This window comes from Wenzhouxiangella limi, from assembly GCF_010499265.1.
GTDB lineage: Bacteria > Pseudomonadota > Gammaproteobacteria > Xanthomonadales > Wenzhouxiangellaceae > Wenzhouxiangella > Wenzhouxiangella limi.
On sequence record NZ_JAAGSC010000043.1, the window covers coordinates 108,690 to 122,660 of the forward strand.

Here is a 13,971-nt window from a genome sequence, read left to right on the forward strand (position 1 = left end):
AAGAGCCTATCGTTCAGCCTTCCGCCAGGCGCCAGTGGCGATCCAGTCGCCGGATGATGGCAGCAAATCGCTCATCGTCCCGCAGCGGGTCCAGGAACGGGTGGTAGCGGAGCACGATGGTCTGGTTGTCGTTCCATCCGTTTCGACCCAGGGCATCGAGGGCGGCGTCAAGCTCGCCCAGGCCGAGCCGGGCAATGCCGAGGGCATAGCCAGCGTCGCTGGCGGCGATGGTTTCGGTTAGCTGGCGCGCCCTTTGGGTCTCGCCGGCCTGGGCGTGGGCGGCTGCCAGCCAGGCCCGGTACTCGGGAATCGAGTCTTCGCTGACATGGTCAAGCGCGGTCTCCATGGCGGTGATTGCCTCGCGGTGACGCCCTTCAAACAGCAAAGCCTGCCCTTCCAGTAGCCACGCCAGCGCATAACCGGGGGAAAGCTGTCGGGCCTTGCGGGCGTAGTCGAGGGCTGGACCCGGCTGGCCGTCGGCGAGGGTGAGAAACGCCAGGGACATGTTGACCGCGGGTGAGGCAGGTGCGCGCTGGACCTGCTGCTGAGTCAGCGCCAGCCCCTCGTCCAGATTGCCTGCGACCGCCTGCATCCAGGCCAGCCAGCCGATGTGATCCGAAGACAGCGCATGGGCCCTGCCCAGGGCCTCCAGGGCGGCGGGTCCGTTGTGGTCGAGAATCATGTGAACCACGCCCAGCACCATGTGTGCCCTGGGCAGATCGGGCTCCAGCTCCAGCGCCGTCATGGCATTTGCCCGCGCCCGCGGCAATGTCTGTTCAGCGTCTTCATGGCCGTAATAGACCAGCAGCGTTTGCGCGTCGGCCAGCTCGGCCCAGGCGTCGGGGTAGTCCCGGTCCTGGTCGATGGCCTGGCGGAAAAGTTCCGCCGCCCGGCGCATGGCGAGTTCCGTTCGCCGGCCGAGCAGGGTGGCGCCACGGATCATTAGTGCATAGGCCTCGAGATTTTCGGTGGGAACGCGCACGACCCGATCCGCTTCGTCGGGGCTCAGGTGCGCCTGCATGGCACTGGCGATGTCGTCGACGATGTCGGCCTGGATGGCAAACAGGTTCTCGGCGGTGAGTTCACGCCGATAGGTTCGGGCCCAGGCATGCGTGTCGGAAGCGGCATCAATCAGCTGGGCATTGACCTGGATTTCGTCACCGACTTGCTGAATGGCGCCCTCCATGACCCATGCCACGTTCAGCTCGCGCGCAATTTCGGGAATCGGCTGGTCGGAATCGCGGTATTGCCTGACCGAGGTCGAAGAGATGACCCGCAGATCGGCGACATTCGACAACCGGGTCAGCAGGTCGTGGTGGATGCCTTCGGAAAACGGGTTGTGCAGTTTGGTGGAGAAATTGTAGAACGGTAACACCGCGATGGACTGATCCGGCTGTGCCGCGGGTTGTCGATGGCCCAGCCAAAGCCAGCCTCCAACGACCGCCAGGCCGGCGAGAGCCAGTAGCGCAAGCAGCCACCGGGGTTTGACGGCCCAGCCACTGCGGTCTGAAGCGACAGGCCGGGGCTCGGCTCGGCCGGCACCGGCGTTCGGCGCGTTTTCGTCCAATGCCCGTACTGGGGCGACCAGTCGGTAGCCGCGCTTGGGAATGGTTTTGATAAACCGCGGACTGGAGGCCTGGTCCCCCAGTTGCCGGCGCAATTCGGAAATACACCAGGTCACCGCGTCGTCGCCGACGACCGTTTCCCCCCAGACCGAGCGGCTGAAGTCTTCCCGGCTGACCACGGCACCGGCGTGCTCGGCTAGATGTACGAGCACGTCCATTGCCCGCGACGTCAGATGAACGTCACCGCCGGAACCGCTCAGACGATTCTGCTCGGGATGCACGGTCCACTCGGCTAGGTGGAATCCGGCGCGGAGATCCATGCGACAACCAGTTCCAGGGGGCGAAGCCCGATTGTAGCGCGCCTGTTTGCGCCCTGTTGGCGGGCTTCAACGCGGGTCCCATGTTTCTCACAGAAAAATTTCAGGGTTTGCCAAGACGCATCACAGGACATCCTGCAGGCCTCTCTGTAGCTTGAACCTCACGTCCGCGGTTTGGCGGGTTTTGGCTTGAAAAAAGAGGATACGCAAATGAACGGAATTTCAATCAGAGATATCTTGACGGCAACGACAGCGCCGCTTGTTCTGGTGGCGGTTCTGGCCGGCGCTTCGGGCAGCGCCGTGGCCTCTCCGGGTCACGATGGCGACCGATCCGGTCTCGACCGGGATAATGTGCTGGAGATCATCGCGCGGCATCCGCCGGGCGGCAAGTCCGACGACCACTACGAATTCGTCCTGTCCGACAAGGAAATTCCGGCCGGCTGGACGACCATCAGGCAGGTCAATGCCTCGCACACCGTGCACTTTGTCTACATGATCAAGGTGCCCGAGGCGCAGGCCGACATGACCCGCGAGGAATATCTAGAGGGGACACCGAAGGCGTTCCAGGACGCCTGGGATCCGTATTTCGCCGGCGACGACGACGTCAATGCCTTCTTCGACAATCTCGTTTCGGCCTTGCCCGAATGGTGGGGAGACACCGTGCCCAGTGGTGGTCCCGGCTTTCTCAGCGGCGGGCGGACTGGAACGACAACCATGAATCTGGCGCCGGGGACCTATTTTGTCGAATGCTATGTGCTCGATGGCGACGGCATATTTCACAACACCCACGGCATGCTCGAAAAACTGGTGGTCACCGAACAGGCCAACGAGGCGAGCGAACCGGAGGCCGACATGCAGGTCCGCGTTTCAGCCGCCGGCGGCATTGAGTTCGACGCCGAAAACATCCAGCCAGGCGCGAAAACCATCGAGGTCATCTTCGAAGACAATCTTGCCTACGGCCACGGCCTCGGGCACGACGTGCACCTGGTCCGCCTTGACGACGGCACCACCGTCGAGGACGTCAATGTCTGGATGAACTATCTGGATGTGGGCGCCGACGGGTTATACGCCGACCGCGGTGCGCTGATCTCCGGTGGCGACAAGCCCGAGCCCGAGACCTTTCTCGGTGGCGTTCAGGATGTCTTCGCCGCCGAGTATCCCCAGTCAGCCCATTTCCACGTCGATCTGAAGCCGGGCCGCTACGCGTTGGTCGCCGAAGTGCCCAATCCCATGCAGCCGGACCCGGACAATCCCGAGATGAGCATGCTGAAGACATTCAGCGTAACGCCCTACGCGAGCTTGACCGGCGGTTGGTTCGACCCGGAAACAGCGGGCCAGGGCTGGAGCTTCATCGCTGCACCGTGGGGGCTTTACGGGTTCTACTTCGGTTATGACAGCACCGGTGACCCGCTGTGGCTGATGACCGAAGAGGTCCAGCCGGAAATCGAGGTCGGTGAATCGGTGACCTACGGTCTATTGAACGGTACGGGCGGCACATTCTCCAATCCGGTCGCCCCCGGAGATCTCGACTACTGGGGCGAAGTCACCTTGATATTCGATAGCTGCGAAGAAGCCACCGCGGAAATCTCCGGTCTCGATGGAACCGATACCCACGAGCTGGTTAAAATCAGTCAAACCGCCGGCTTGCCTGACTGCCGGCTGTAATGATGTCGCATCTCCCGCATCGCCGGATGCGCACCTTATGGAGTAAGGCCAGCGCAAATGACTTCGGCCAGGACTGGCGTTACACGGATGGTCGTGTCGTCGACCAACCCGGTCAAGCTTCGCGCCGCAGAGCGCGGCGTTCGGGCTGTCTTGCCGGGCGTTGAGCTGGAGTTTGTCGCCGCGGCGGTCGACTCCGGCGTCGCCGAACAGCCTTCGAGCGATGCCGAGACGCTGCGGGGCGCAGAAAACCGGGCCCGGGCCGCGCGTGATGCGGCTCCGGGCGCCGACTACTGGTTCGGCCTAGAAGGCGGGGTCGAAGACTCGCCGCGGGGCATGCTCACGTTCGCCTGGATCGTGGTGCTGGATTGCGACGGCCGGGTCGGCCGTGCGCGCAGCGCCGCTTTCGTGCTGCCGGAAGCCGTCGCCGCCCGGGTCCGCGACGGCATGGAACTGGGGCACGCCGATGATGAAGTGTTCGCTCGCAGGGATTCAAAACGCCACGACGGCGCCATCGGGCTGCTGACCCAAGGCGCGCTGGACCGGGCTGGACTGTATGCGCCGGCGGTGACGGCGGCGATGATTCCGTTCCTCAACCCCGGCTTTTATCCGCCTGCTGAATAACCCCCGGATTCCGCACTGCCGAAGACAGCAAGTCCGACGGCGTGATACCGTGAACCAGAATATCGGTGTATCCATATTTGTTGAGCCCGCAGTGGCCGCCGCGCGTCGCCTGCGCCTAAAAAGATGCCCCCATGACCGACGCCATCGGCAAGAAAATGTCCGTCCTCGACCGCTTCCTGACGGTCTGGATCTTTACCGCCATGGCCCTCGGGGTGGCGATCGGCCATTTCCTGATCGGCGATCCGGAAGCCCTGTTCGCGCCGGTCACGGTCGGGACCACCAACCTGCTGATCGCCGCCGGCCTGATCCTGATGATGTACCCGCCGCTGGCCAAGGTGAAGTACGAGCAGATCCCGAAGGTCTTCGCCAATCTGCGCATCCTGACCCTGTCGCTGATCCAGAACTGGCTGGTCGGGCCGGTGCTGATGTTCGTCCTGGCGGTGGTCTTTCTGCACAACCATCCGGAGTACATGGTCGGCCTGATCCTGGTCGGCATCGCGCGCTGCATCGCCATGGTCCTGGTCTGGAACCAGCTGGCCAAGGGCAGCGCCGAGTACTGCGCCGGGCTGGTCGCGCTCAACAGCGTGTTCCAGATCCTGTTCTTCGGCGTCTACGCCTGGATCTTCATCACCTGGCTGCCGGGGCTGCTCGGAATCGACTTATCGGGCGTCCAGGGCATCGGCGGCAAGACCCTGGCCGACGTCACCATCGGCGAAATCTTTAAGAGCGTGATGATTTATCTGGGCATCCCGTTTGCCGCCGGAATCTTGAGCCGCGTGATCCTGATTCCGCTCAAGGGCCACGACTGGTATGACCGGGTGTTCGTGCCACGGATCTCGCCGATTACGCTGGTCGCGCTGCTGCTGACCATCGTGGTGATGTTCATGTTCAAGGGCGAGGCCATCGTGCGCTTGCCGTTGGATGTGCTCAGAATCGCCGTGCCGCTGACGCTGTATTTCGTCCTGATGTTTGTGGTCAGCTTCTTCATGGGCCGCTACGTGGGTGCCGACTACTCGCGCAGCGCCACCCTGGCCTTCACCGCCTCGGGCAACAACTTCGAGCTCGCCATTGCCGTGGCCATCGCCGTGTTCGGGATTGCCTCAAGCACGGCGTTTGCCACCGTGGTCGGCCCGCTGATCGAGGTGCCGGTGCTGATCGGGCTGGTCCACGTGGCCCTGTGGCTGCGGCGCAAGTATTTCCCGGCGTCCATCGTCGACGAGGCCACGGCAGCGGGCGTGGAGCAGCTGTCCAGGCGCGATCGGGAATTCTTCGAGAGCGAAAGCTGCCGCGCCCTGCGCCAGGCGCGCGCGGTGGCGGCAAAACACGCCGCCGAATCGGGCGAAAGATCGGGGTGACGACAGGGTTGTTTCAGGGTTCGCGTTGGCACGCTTGGGCCAACGCCATCGGCGCCCACGGGTAGATCAAAGCCGCCCTCATGCACGGCGCGAACCTTTTGCGCTTACCGGCCGTCGTTTAAGCAAATCCCGAGTGTTTTCCATGAACCAGGCCGAACACGACATGCTGGTGATCGATGCCCAGGACGGCAGTCGGCGGGCGCTGCAGCTGTTTTACGTCAGCGGCCTGCGGATTCCGGAAATCGCCCTGGTGCTGGATATTCCCGCCGGCACGGTCAAGTCGCGCCTGCATCGTGCCCGAGGCTTACTCAAAGACCATTTCGAAGGAGACGACGATGAGCATTGACGAAAAGATCCGCCGCGAACTGCAGCAGCAGAGCGGCCCGGTCGAAGACCTGAAGGCCGAAGAGACCGGCCTGTTCCCGATGCTGTTTCGGGTGTTTACCGGCGGGCTGGCGCGCTGGGCCGGCTTTGCCATGGCGCTGACGCTGGTGGCCTTTGGCCTGACGCTCTGGACCGGCTACGCGTTTTTTACCGCCGCAAGCGTCGATGAGCGGGTGTTCTGGGGGGTGCTGGTGCTGGCTGCCTTCCACGCCCTGAGCATGTTCAAGCTGTGGTTTTTCATGGAGATGAACCGACATTCGGTCACCCGTGAGGTCAAGCGCGTGGAAATTGCGCTGGCGCGGCTGGACGAGCAGGGCCGGGAGCGGTCATGATCGGCCTGATCAGGTTGGGTCTGATCCTGGCGCTTGTGGCATTGGTGGGTTGTTCGTATAGCGACGTGAGAACCAACGCCCATATTGACAATGCGCTCGCGCGAGCCGGAACGCATTCCTTTGCGGTCGCGGTAACTTTCAGGCGTGTCCGGGAACCCACAGGCGCTCTGAACACATTTCCGAACGGCGGCGTGCCGAAGGTGCTTGAACATGAGGCCAGGGTTTACCTTGTGGACGTTGGACGGCAGACGGTCACCCTTGCTGCTCGAATAGTCGATTTTGCCGACATTCCGCAGCCAAAGTCGGTTCGAGTCGAGGGCTGGCGGGAGGATGCCCTGTATTTCTCCTTATTCGGCTATGGCGGCGATGCGCGCAGAGGCGATGACCTGTCGGATCCGCGACGCCTGATTTACGCTGTCGATTCATCGGGTCAGCTGCGGCGGTTGGATGCGCTACCCGACGATCTGGTCCAGGAGCGGGTGTCAGGTCCGTTGGGCAAGCCGCCTTTTCTGCGTCTGAGCAAGGGCTACCGAAGTATCGATATCGGCATCGACTCTCGCCCGCGTGTATCGGAAGATGCCGCCCGCTTCGTTCTGGATGCAGATAGCGGAGAGCCGCGGCTCGTCATCCCGGAGGAAACTTGATCGGGGTGCCGGCTCAGCCAAACGGGGCTGTTGACCTTCTACGTCCTTTCGAAAACGAAGATGCCCCAGGTCAGCACGCCGTTGCGGCCACCTTCGACCCAATGGCTCAGGCCGGACTTCATGCGCTGGATGTAATCGTCGCTCATGCCAGTTTCGCAGAGACTGTCGGCCTTCTCTACCAGGACTTCGCGGACCCGGGCGTAGTGCCGGGACAGCTGTTCGGGTTGCTCTTCGAAGGCGATCTCGCGCATTCCTGCCGCTGACAGCGTGGCCCGATAGAACGCCGGTGAGGCCAGGGAGGTGAGATGGAGTCGATCGTAGATGGCCTGCAGGGCGCTCGACGATGCGTCGTCTGCCTGCATGGGGTCGGTGAAGATGAACCGCCCGCCGGGCTTGAGGACGCGCGCGGCTTCTGCGCAGACCCTGTCGCGGGCGTCGGTGTGCAGGATGGCTTCCTGCGACCAGACCAGGTCGAAACTGGCGTCGGGAAAGTCCAGCGACGCGAAGTCGCCCTCGACCACGTCGATGCGCCCATTCAGGCCGGCCGCGCGATTCATTTCCCGGGTGCGCTCGTTCTCGACCTCGCTGAGGTTCAAGGCGACGCAGCGGGATCCGAACGATCTGGCGATGTAGCGCATCGCGCCGCCGTAGCCGGCACCAAGATCAATCACGCGGCTTTCCGGGGTCAGAGAGCCGGCCAGTTGCGCCATGCGCTCGACGGTGCGGCGACTGGCCGCAGCGATCGGTTCACGGACGGATTCATACAGGCCGACATGGATGTCTTCTCCACCCCAGACTTCACGGTAGAAGAGGTCCGCGTCATTGCTGTTGTAGTAATCGCGCGCGATCTGGGCGGCGTTGGAATCGGTACGGTTGCTCATGAGGGCGATCCTTGGCCTTCAGGCTACAGCCAGACCAGGCCGGCATCGTCGGAGCGCGAGCTGAGCAACTGCAGATGGCCTGAGTCGATCAGCTCCGGAATCAGCGGTGAGATGCGCCCAGGCAGCGATTCGGGAACTTCCTGATCACTCCAGCGCACGCCCACCCAGGAGTCGCGCCAGCTCTGCTTGGCGGCATACAGGCAAAAGTCGGCAATATTGATCACTTCTTCCCAATCGATTCGGTTGGGGGTGACCGGAATTGCCGGGTACTGGGAAAAACCGATGGAGCAGGTCAGATGCATCTGTTTTCCTCCGCCAAGATCGAAGGCGTGCTCTGCCATCATTCGCCGTAATCGCTCCGACAGGTCCGGTGCAAAGTCTGCATCGGTAAAACGCGCCACCAGGAGAAACTCCTCGCCGCCCCAGCGCACCGCAGCATCCGACTTGCGGATGCACTCGTTGATGATTGAGCTGACCTGTGTCAGTACGCGGTCGCCGGTGACATGTCCGTACACATCATTGACCTGCTTGAAGTGATCGATATCCAGCATCAGGAACAACAGGCTGGTGCGCGTTGCCGGGGAGTCCGCAGTGCCTTCCTGACTGGCGCGGCGCTGACGGTCGATCAGGGCAATGTCGATCGGCATCTGTTCGGTCAGGTAGCGGCGGTTTCGCAATCCCGTCAGCGGATCGGTGAAGCTTTGTTCGGCGAGTGCGGTGTTTGCCTCCGACAGTTCCTGCGTGCGTTCGGCGACGCGTTGCTCCAGCGTCAGCTTGGCTTCCTTCAGTGATGACAGTGCTCGCTTGCGTTCCAGTGTGCTGGCAATTTGGCGCGATACGAAGCGCAGCAATTCCAGATCCCGCTGCTGGTAGGTCTGATCGGCGCGATAGCTCTGCACCGCGAGCAGACCCAGCGTGCGGCCCTCGCAGTGCAGCGGCACCCCGATCCAGCCCTTTGCATTGGGTCCCTTGATCTGCACCTGGCCGGAGTTGATCAGCGACTCGATCCGGGTCTGAGTCAGCAGAACACCATTTTCGGATCTCAGCGCATATTCGGTCAGCCCCGAGGCCAGGGGACGTTTGCTTTGCGACGACCGAAATTCGTCGGCGTAGTAACCGAATTCCAGGGCCGTATCGTCGTCGACCAGCAATGCGACGAAAAAGTTCTCGGCGTACATGAGCTCGCCGATTTCGCGATGGACCAAGGCGAAGAAAGTCCGCTCGTCGTCGCTTTCGCCGGCCTGCTCGGCAATGTGGTACAGGGCCTTTTGCAGTTTTTCGCTTTGTCGTCTCTGCGCCACTTCTTGCTTGAGGCTCTGATTGGCCAGGGCCAGTTCTTCTGTGCGGGCAATGACTGCCTTTTCCAGGTCCATGCGGGTCTGGCGTCGTTGCAGCATGGTCAGCACATGGCTGGCCACGAAGCTCAGCAGGTGCTGGTCTTCCTCGCTGTAGAGATTGTCCTGCTCGTAGCTCTGCACGACCAGCAGACCCTTTACCGCCGTTCCGTCGAGCATGGGAACACCGAGCCAGTCACGAGACACGGCACCGAGACTTTTGAGCGGGCCGGGAAGCGTGGTCGCGATATCGTCCAGCGCGCCGCGCAGGGGTCGGCCGAGCCGAATCACGTACCAGGTCAGACTGTGCTCAAGCTTGTTCAGCGGGATATCGGGCTGAGTGATATCGCTGCTCTGGCCCTGCACGTCGAGATAGGGCGAGACATCTTGCGTCTGAGTTGCCGAGTCGGAAAAGTAGCGGAAACGAACCGTATCCTGTTCGGCGTTGTAGAGGAAAATGTAGAAGTTCTCGGCGAACATCAAATCGGCAATGATCTGATGCAGGCGCTTGAGAATCTCGTCGGTGTCGAGGTCGGCACCGGCAAGATCCGAAATCTGAAAGAGCGCTTTCTGAACGCGTTCGGCGCGACGCAGTTCTTCGACGGTCTCCTCCAGCTGCTGGTCGTCTGAACGCGAATGTACAGACATGACCCGAAAACCCTCTTTACTGATAACCCTCCATACTACAGGTTTTTTTCAGCGCCATAAAAATGCCGATTTTCATACCGGCCACCTGGTCGCTGCAACAGAAAAGGATGGCAGCGCTCGGCGAGCGTTTTCTTCGTGAGTTGGTGAATGAGCCCTTGTCGCCCGATGCCCGAGCAGTCACGCTGACTCGCCCATGCCTGCTGTTCCGCAACAGAATTTACTTGCACTCGCGTAACATAATTTACTTGTAATGACGCATCGCTATATACTTGTGATCGTTCAGACTGCTAAACTTTTGATCACATATTGTTCCCGAGGGTGAATTGGCGCAGCCGCAGGCGAAACTGGCAGACTCGCTCAACGTCCTGAGAGCCCTTCAGGAAGACGGACGGCGTGTGTTCCGGTCCAGGGAGTTCGGGCGGACGCATCGCGAACGACTGCTGCAGAACGGCTTTCTGCAGCCCGTCATCAAAGGCTGGCTGATTTCCACCAGCCCGGGTACGCGGGCTGGCGACAGCACACCGTGGTTTGCGTCTTTCTGGGAGTTCTGTTCCCACTATTGTCGGGAGCGCTACGGCGACGACTGGCATCTGTCGCCAGAACAATCAATGCTCCTCCATGCCGGGAATACCGTGATCCCACGGCAGGCGATTGTCTACAGTCCCAAGGGCAGCAACAATACGATCGACTTGCTATTTGATACGTCGCTCTACGACCTGAAGCACAAAGCGATGCCGCCACGCCAGGATATTGCGGTGATCGACGGTCTTCGGGTCATTGCAGTTCCCGCCGCGCTGGTCAAAGTACCCGAATCCTTCTATCGGCGATTTCCGGTTGAGGCCCGGGTGGTTCTTGCAGGTCTATCGGACTCGACCGAGATACTTCGCCGGCTGCTTGAGGGCGGCCATTCGGTGGTGGCCGGTCGCCTTGTGGGCGCGTTACGTCGAGTTGGAAAAAACGAGATGGCGGAGGATCTTGCAGCCGGCATGAAGTCTGCCGGTTTCAGCATCCGCGAAAGTGATCCGTTTGATGACAACCGCAAATTTACAGATGCCGTGGACGTGATGCCCCCGATCGTTGCTCGTATAAGAGTGCTATGGGAACAGAACCGCTCCATTGTCAAGGCGCTCTTTCCGGCGCCGCCGGGCCTGCCTGCCAGTCGGGATGGCTATCTAAAGACCGTCGATGATATCTACATCACCGATGCATACCACTCCCTGTCCATCGAAGGATATCGCGTCACGCCTGACCTGATTGATCGGGTTCGAACAGGAGCGTGGAACCCCGACCATGATCACGCGGATCGCGATAGCCGTGATGCACTCGCAGCCAGAGGATATTGGCTAGCTTTCCTGCGGGTCAAGGCGGATGTCGAGAGAGTGCTCAACGGAGAATCGGCCGGCGACATTGTCCAGCGCACCCATCGCGACTGGTACCGAGCGCTGTTCCAACCTTGTGTCGCCGGTGGGATTACCAATGCCCAGGCTCTGGCGGGCTATCGAAGCGATGCCGTATTCCTTCGTGCATCCCGCCACGTGCCGCCACGATCGGAAGCGGTTCGCGATGCCATGCCGGCTTTATTCGATCTGATCGCCCATGAACCGGAGCCGTCGGTTCGCGCAGTACTTGGCCACTGGCTGTTCGGCTACATTCATCCCTATCCCGACGGAAACGGACGCATGGCTCGATTTCTCATGAACGTGATGCTGGCATCGGGCGGCTACCCGTGGACAGTCATACGCGTTGAAGACCGTGATCAGTACCTTTCAACTCTGGAGTCGGCGAGCGTTGACGGCGATCTGGCAGCGTTTGCACGCTTCATTGCCGACCGGGTGAAATGGTCGATTGATGGGGCCGGTTCTGGAGGACGCTGAGCCGCTGAGTCGGATGGTGGGCGATGCTGGGTTCGAACCAGCGACCCCTGCCGTGTGAAGACAGTGCTCTCCCGCTGAGCTAATCGCCCGACTTTGATCCGGCCGGGTATGATAATCCGGAATTCAACGGCTGGCAAACTGATCTGTTTGATTCCGGAGGTCTGGATGTTGGTTCGTGGATTGCTGATGCTGGTCGCGGTGTATTGCGCCCTGCTGCTGGTGCTGTTCGTGTTCCAGGCGCGGCTGGTTTTTCTGCCCGACGTGGCCGGGCGGGCGCTGATGGCCACGCCGGAGCGCCTGGGTTTGAGCTACCGCGACGTGCAGATCGAGACCGAGGATGGCCAGACCCTGCACGCGTGGTGGCTGCCGCATCCGGCGCCGCGTGCGACCTTGCTGTTCAGCCACGGCAATGCCGGCAATGTTTCCCATCGCCTCGACAGCCTGCGCATCTTCCACGAGCTTGGTCTGAGTGTCCTGATCTACGACTACCGCGGCTACGGCCAAAGCAGTGGCCGTCCGAGTGAGGCGGGGATTTACCGCGACGGGAAGGCGGCATTGCGCTGGCTGGTCGATCAGGCAGACGTTGATCCGGCCGATATCGTGCTGTTCGGGCGATCCATGGGGGGCGCGGTCGCCGCCCGGCTGGCCGGCGAGTGGCCAGTTGCGGCGTTGATCGTCGAATCGTCTTTTACCTCGGTGCCGGATCTTGCCGCGGACATCTACTGGTGGCTGCCGGCGCGCCGGCTGAGTCGAATCCGGCTGCCGACGCTTGAGTTTGTGTCCGACAGCGACCAGCCGACACTCATTGTGCACAGCCGCGACGATGAAATCGTGCCTTTCAGCCACGGTCAGCGCCTGCACGAAGCTGCGCCGGAGCCGAGCCGCTTGCTGGTCCTGGCCGGATCGCACAATACCGGCTTCCTCGACTCCGCCGAGGACTACCGTGCCGGCCTCGACGACTTTCTGGCCGAGGTAATCTCGCCTTCGCGGTAAGGCATGGGGTCGGAATGCTAGCGGACCAGCGGCTGCTTGCTGGACGATTGACTGCGGTGACGGCGCGATCGCGCATCGACTTTTGACCCTTCTTCTCCCGACGCGGTCTGAGGCTATCAGGCAGAATGTTTCTGCCCGTCAAAGAGAGTTGTGGATGAACAGATGCCTGGGGCCGTTGATGATCTTCGGCCTGTCATTGCCCGTCGCTGCTGCAGCTGTGGATGAATCGCAGGAGGAAGAGCCGCGCATCGCAGACCGTGAGGAGCGGCAGGAGCGCCTGATGGAGATGCACTGTCGAGACGACCTGGATCGCCCCCAAAGCTGGCTGGATCGTTCGCATGCCTACATGAGCCGGCGCCTGTGCGAGCCGGCGGCCTGGTTCGACGGTTTTTTCGGCGATCCGCGGGCGCTGGAAGAGACCCCGGTCGGCACCTTCATTCGCCTGCGCAACGCCCTGGAGTGGGATCAGTCGGATGGCTGGAGTCTGGGTGTGCGCGTGCGGGCCAATATCGAGGTCCCGCGCGTTTCCGATCGCGTCCGGCTGCTGGTCAGCCGCGACGATGACCTCAGCGGGGAATTGAGCGACGGACCGGAGGCCGACGATGGCGATGATCGAACCCGGCTGGGATTGCGCTTCATTGCCAGTCAGCGTGAGCGCTCGCAGCTGGATCTGGATGGGACCGTCCGGGTGACCAGCGGCGGACTCAACCCGCGATTGCGAGGCCGTTACCGGAACGTTCGCGCCCTGTCGGCCAATACGCTGGTGCGTGCAACGCAGACGGTATTCTGGGAGCGTGATGACGGTCTGGGGACAACGTCTCGCCTGGACTGGGAATGGCTGCCGAACCGAAACCGCCTGCTGCGATGGTCAGGACGAGGTACGTTCTCCGAGGCATCCGACGGCGTGGATTGGCGCACATCCGTGACCGACTTCCGCCAGCTTGACCTGCGCACGGCGATTCGGACCGAAGTCGGGGCTTTTGGCTATACCCAACCGCAGTTCGATTCCGAGGAGTACTTCTTTGCGGTGCGCTTCCGGCGCCAGTTTGCCCGCCCCTGGTTGTTTTACGAAATTCAGCCCGAACACGCCTGGCCGCTGGATCCGGTCAGCGGTCAGCGTGGATCCGACTGGCGCCTGACTTTTACCCTGGAGATTCAGTTCGAAAATCAGCGCTCGCGCGAGCGGCGCCTGCACGACTACTGGGGAGAGGACGCCGGGGAGCTCAAGCTGGAGCCGCTGGATGAGCCGATTCCGGTCGAAGCGCCGGGCGAAAGCGGTGTACCCGAGGTCATCGAGGATCCTGACGATCCCGACGATTAGCGCGACTTCGGATTCCAGCAGCGAAAGCGCCGGCGGG

The 13,971-nt window shown here is 61.9% G+C and carries 12 protein-coding genes and 1 tRNA gene; 9 read left to right on the forward strand and 4 right to left on the reverse strand.

Annotated features, from left to right (window positions below):
• Positions 1-13: 13 nt before the first annotated feature.
• Positions 14-1,885, reverse strand: coding sequence for a winged helix-turn-helix domain-containing tetratricopeptide repeat protein (locus G3I74_RS12360; protein ID WP_164211917.1), 1,872 nt, complete (start codon positions 1,883-1,885; stop codon positions 14-16).
• A gap of 234 nt (positions 1,886-2,119) precedes the next feature.
• Here G3I74_RS12360 and G3I74_RS12365 point away from each other — a divergent pair, with 234 nt between their 5' ends.
• From G3I74_RS12365 to G3I74_RS12390, 6 genes are all read left to right on the forward strand, one after another.
• Positions 2,120-3,547 carry a hypothetical protein gene (locus tag G3I74_RS12365; RefSeq protein ID WP_203594727.1) on the forward strand — a complete coding sequence of 476 codons (1,428 nt, stop codon included), beginning with the start codon at positions 2,120-2,122 and terminating at the stop codon, positions 3,545-3,547.
• Positions 3,548-3,640: 93 nt separating this feature from the next.
• Positions 3,641-4,168 carry an inosine/xanthosine triphosphatase gene (yjjX, locus tag G3I74_RS12370; RefSeq protein ID WP_203594728.1) on the forward strand — a complete coding sequence of 176 codons (528 nt, stop codon included), beginning with the start codon at positions 3,641-3,643 and terminating at the stop codon, positions 4,166-4,168.
• 131 nt (positions 4,169-4,299) lie between these two features.
• Complete coding sequence (gene arsB, locus G3I74_RS12375) at positions 4,300-5,523, forward strand: ACR3 family arsenite efflux transporter (protein ID WP_164211920.1); 1,224 nt, start codon at positions 4,300-4,302, stop codon at positions 5,521-5,523.
• A gap of 142 nt (positions 5,524-5,665) precedes the next feature.
• Positions 5,666-5,869 (forward strand): sigma factor-like helix-turn-helix DNA-binding protein, encoded by a 204-nt coding sequence (locus tag G3I74_RS12380; RefSeq protein WP_164211921.1) that lies wholly within the window; start codon positions 5,666-5,668, stop codon positions 5,867-5,869.
• A complete protein-coding gene (locus G3I74_RS12385; protein WP_164211922.1) occupies positions 5,859-6,239 on the forward strand; it encodes a DUF6768 family protein in 381 nt (126 codons plus the stop codon). Before G3I74_RS12380 ends, G3I74_RS12385 begins: the two co-directional genes overlap by 11 nt.
• Positions 6,236-6,883 carry a hypothetical protein gene (locus tag G3I74_RS12390; RefSeq protein ID WP_164211923.1) on the forward strand — a complete coding sequence of 216 codons (648 nt, stop codon included), beginning with the start codon at positions 6,236-6,238 and terminating at the stop codon, positions 6,881-6,883. Before G3I74_RS12385 ends, G3I74_RS12390 begins: the two co-directional genes overlap by 4 nt.
• Positions 6,884-6,921: 38 nt before the next feature.
• Here G3I74_RS12390 and G3I74_RS12395 read toward each other — a convergent pair whose 3' ends face one another.
• Positions 6,922-7,764, reverse strand: a complete 843-nt coding sequence (locus G3I74_RS12395; protein WP_164211924.1) for a methyltransferase domain-containing protein — start codon at positions 7,762-7,764, stop codon at positions 6,922-6,924.
• A 23-nt stretch (positions 7,765-7,787) separates the two neighbouring features.
• The gene (locus tag G3I74_RS12400; RefSeq protein WP_164211925.1) at positions 7,788-9,746 is read right to left on the reverse strand and encodes a diguanylate cyclase; all 1,959 of its coding nucleotides are present in this window, start codon (positions 9,744-9,746) and stop codon (positions 7,788-7,790) included.
• A gap of 323 nt (positions 9,747-10,069) precedes the next feature.
• Here G3I74_RS12400 and G3I74_RS12405 point away from each other — a divergent pair, with 323 nt between their 5' ends.
• The gene (locus tag G3I74_RS12405; RefSeq protein WP_164211926.1) at positions 10,070-11,620 is read left to right on the forward strand and encodes a Fic family protein; all 1,551 of its coding nucleotides are present in this window, start codon (positions 10,070-10,072) and stop codon (positions 11,618-11,620) included.
• A gap of 14 nt (positions 11,621-11,634) precedes the next feature.
• Here the strand turns inward: G3I74_RS12405 and G3I74_RS12410 are convergent.
• A tRNA-Val gene (locus G3I74_RS12410) sits at positions 11,635-11,709 on the reverse strand.
• Between the two features lie 76 nt (positions 11,710-11,785).
• Between G3I74_RS12410 and G3I74_RS12415 the strand changes: the two genes are divergently transcribed.
• Positions 11,786-12,613 (forward strand): alpha/beta hydrolase, encoded by an 828-nt coding sequence (locus G3I74_RS12415; protein ID WP_164211927.1) that lies wholly within the window; start codon positions 11,786-11,788, stop codon positions 12,611-12,613.
• 154 nt (positions 12,614-12,767) lie between these two features.
• Positions 12,768-13,934 (forward strand): hypothetical protein, encoded by a 1,167-nt coding sequence (locus G3I74_RS12420; protein ID WP_164211928.1) that lies wholly within the window; start codon positions 12,768-12,770, stop codon positions 13,932-13,934.
• Positions 13,935-13,971 lie beyond the last annotated feature (37 nt).

Excerpts from the sequence above, each read along its gene's own strand:
- G3I74_RS12415 (WP_164211927.1), top strand. The coding sequence starts at position 11,786 with ATGTTGGTTCGTGGATTGCTGATGCTGGTCGCGGTGTATTGCGCCCTG.
- G3I74_RS12360 (WP_164211917.1), bottom strand. The coding sequence starts at position 1,885 with ATGGATCTCCGCGCCGGATTCCACCTAGCCGAGTGGACCGTGCATCCC.
- G3I74_RS12385 (WP_164211922.1), top strand. The coding sequence starts at position 5,859 with ATGAGCATTGACGAAAAGATCCGCCGCGAACTGCAGCAGCAGAGCGGC.
- G3I74_RS12390 (WP_164211923.1), top strand. The coding sequence starts at position 6,236 with ATGATCGGCCTGATCAGGTTGGGTCTGATCCTGGCGCTTGTGGCATTG.
- G3I74_RS12395 (WP_164211924.1), bottom strand. The coding sequence starts at position 7,764 with ATGAGCAACCGTACCGATTCCAACGCCGCCCAGATCGCGCGCGATTAC.
- G3I74_RS12400 (WP_164211925.1), bottom strand. The coding sequence starts at position 9,746 with ATGTCTGTACATTCGCGTTCAGACGACCAGCAGCTGGAGGAGACCGTC.
- G3I74_RS12380 (WP_164211921.1), top strand. The coding sequence starts at position 5,666 with ATGAACCAGGCCGAACACGACATGCTGGTGATCGATGCCCAGGACGGC.
- arsB (WP_164211920.1), top strand. The coding sequence starts at position 4,300 with ATGACCGACGCCATCGGCAAGAAAATGTCCGTCCTCGACCGCTTCCTG.
- G3I74_RS12420 (WP_164211928.1), top strand. The coding sequence starts at position 12,768 with ATGAACAGATGCCTGGGGCCGTTGATGATCTTCGGCCTGTCATTGCCC.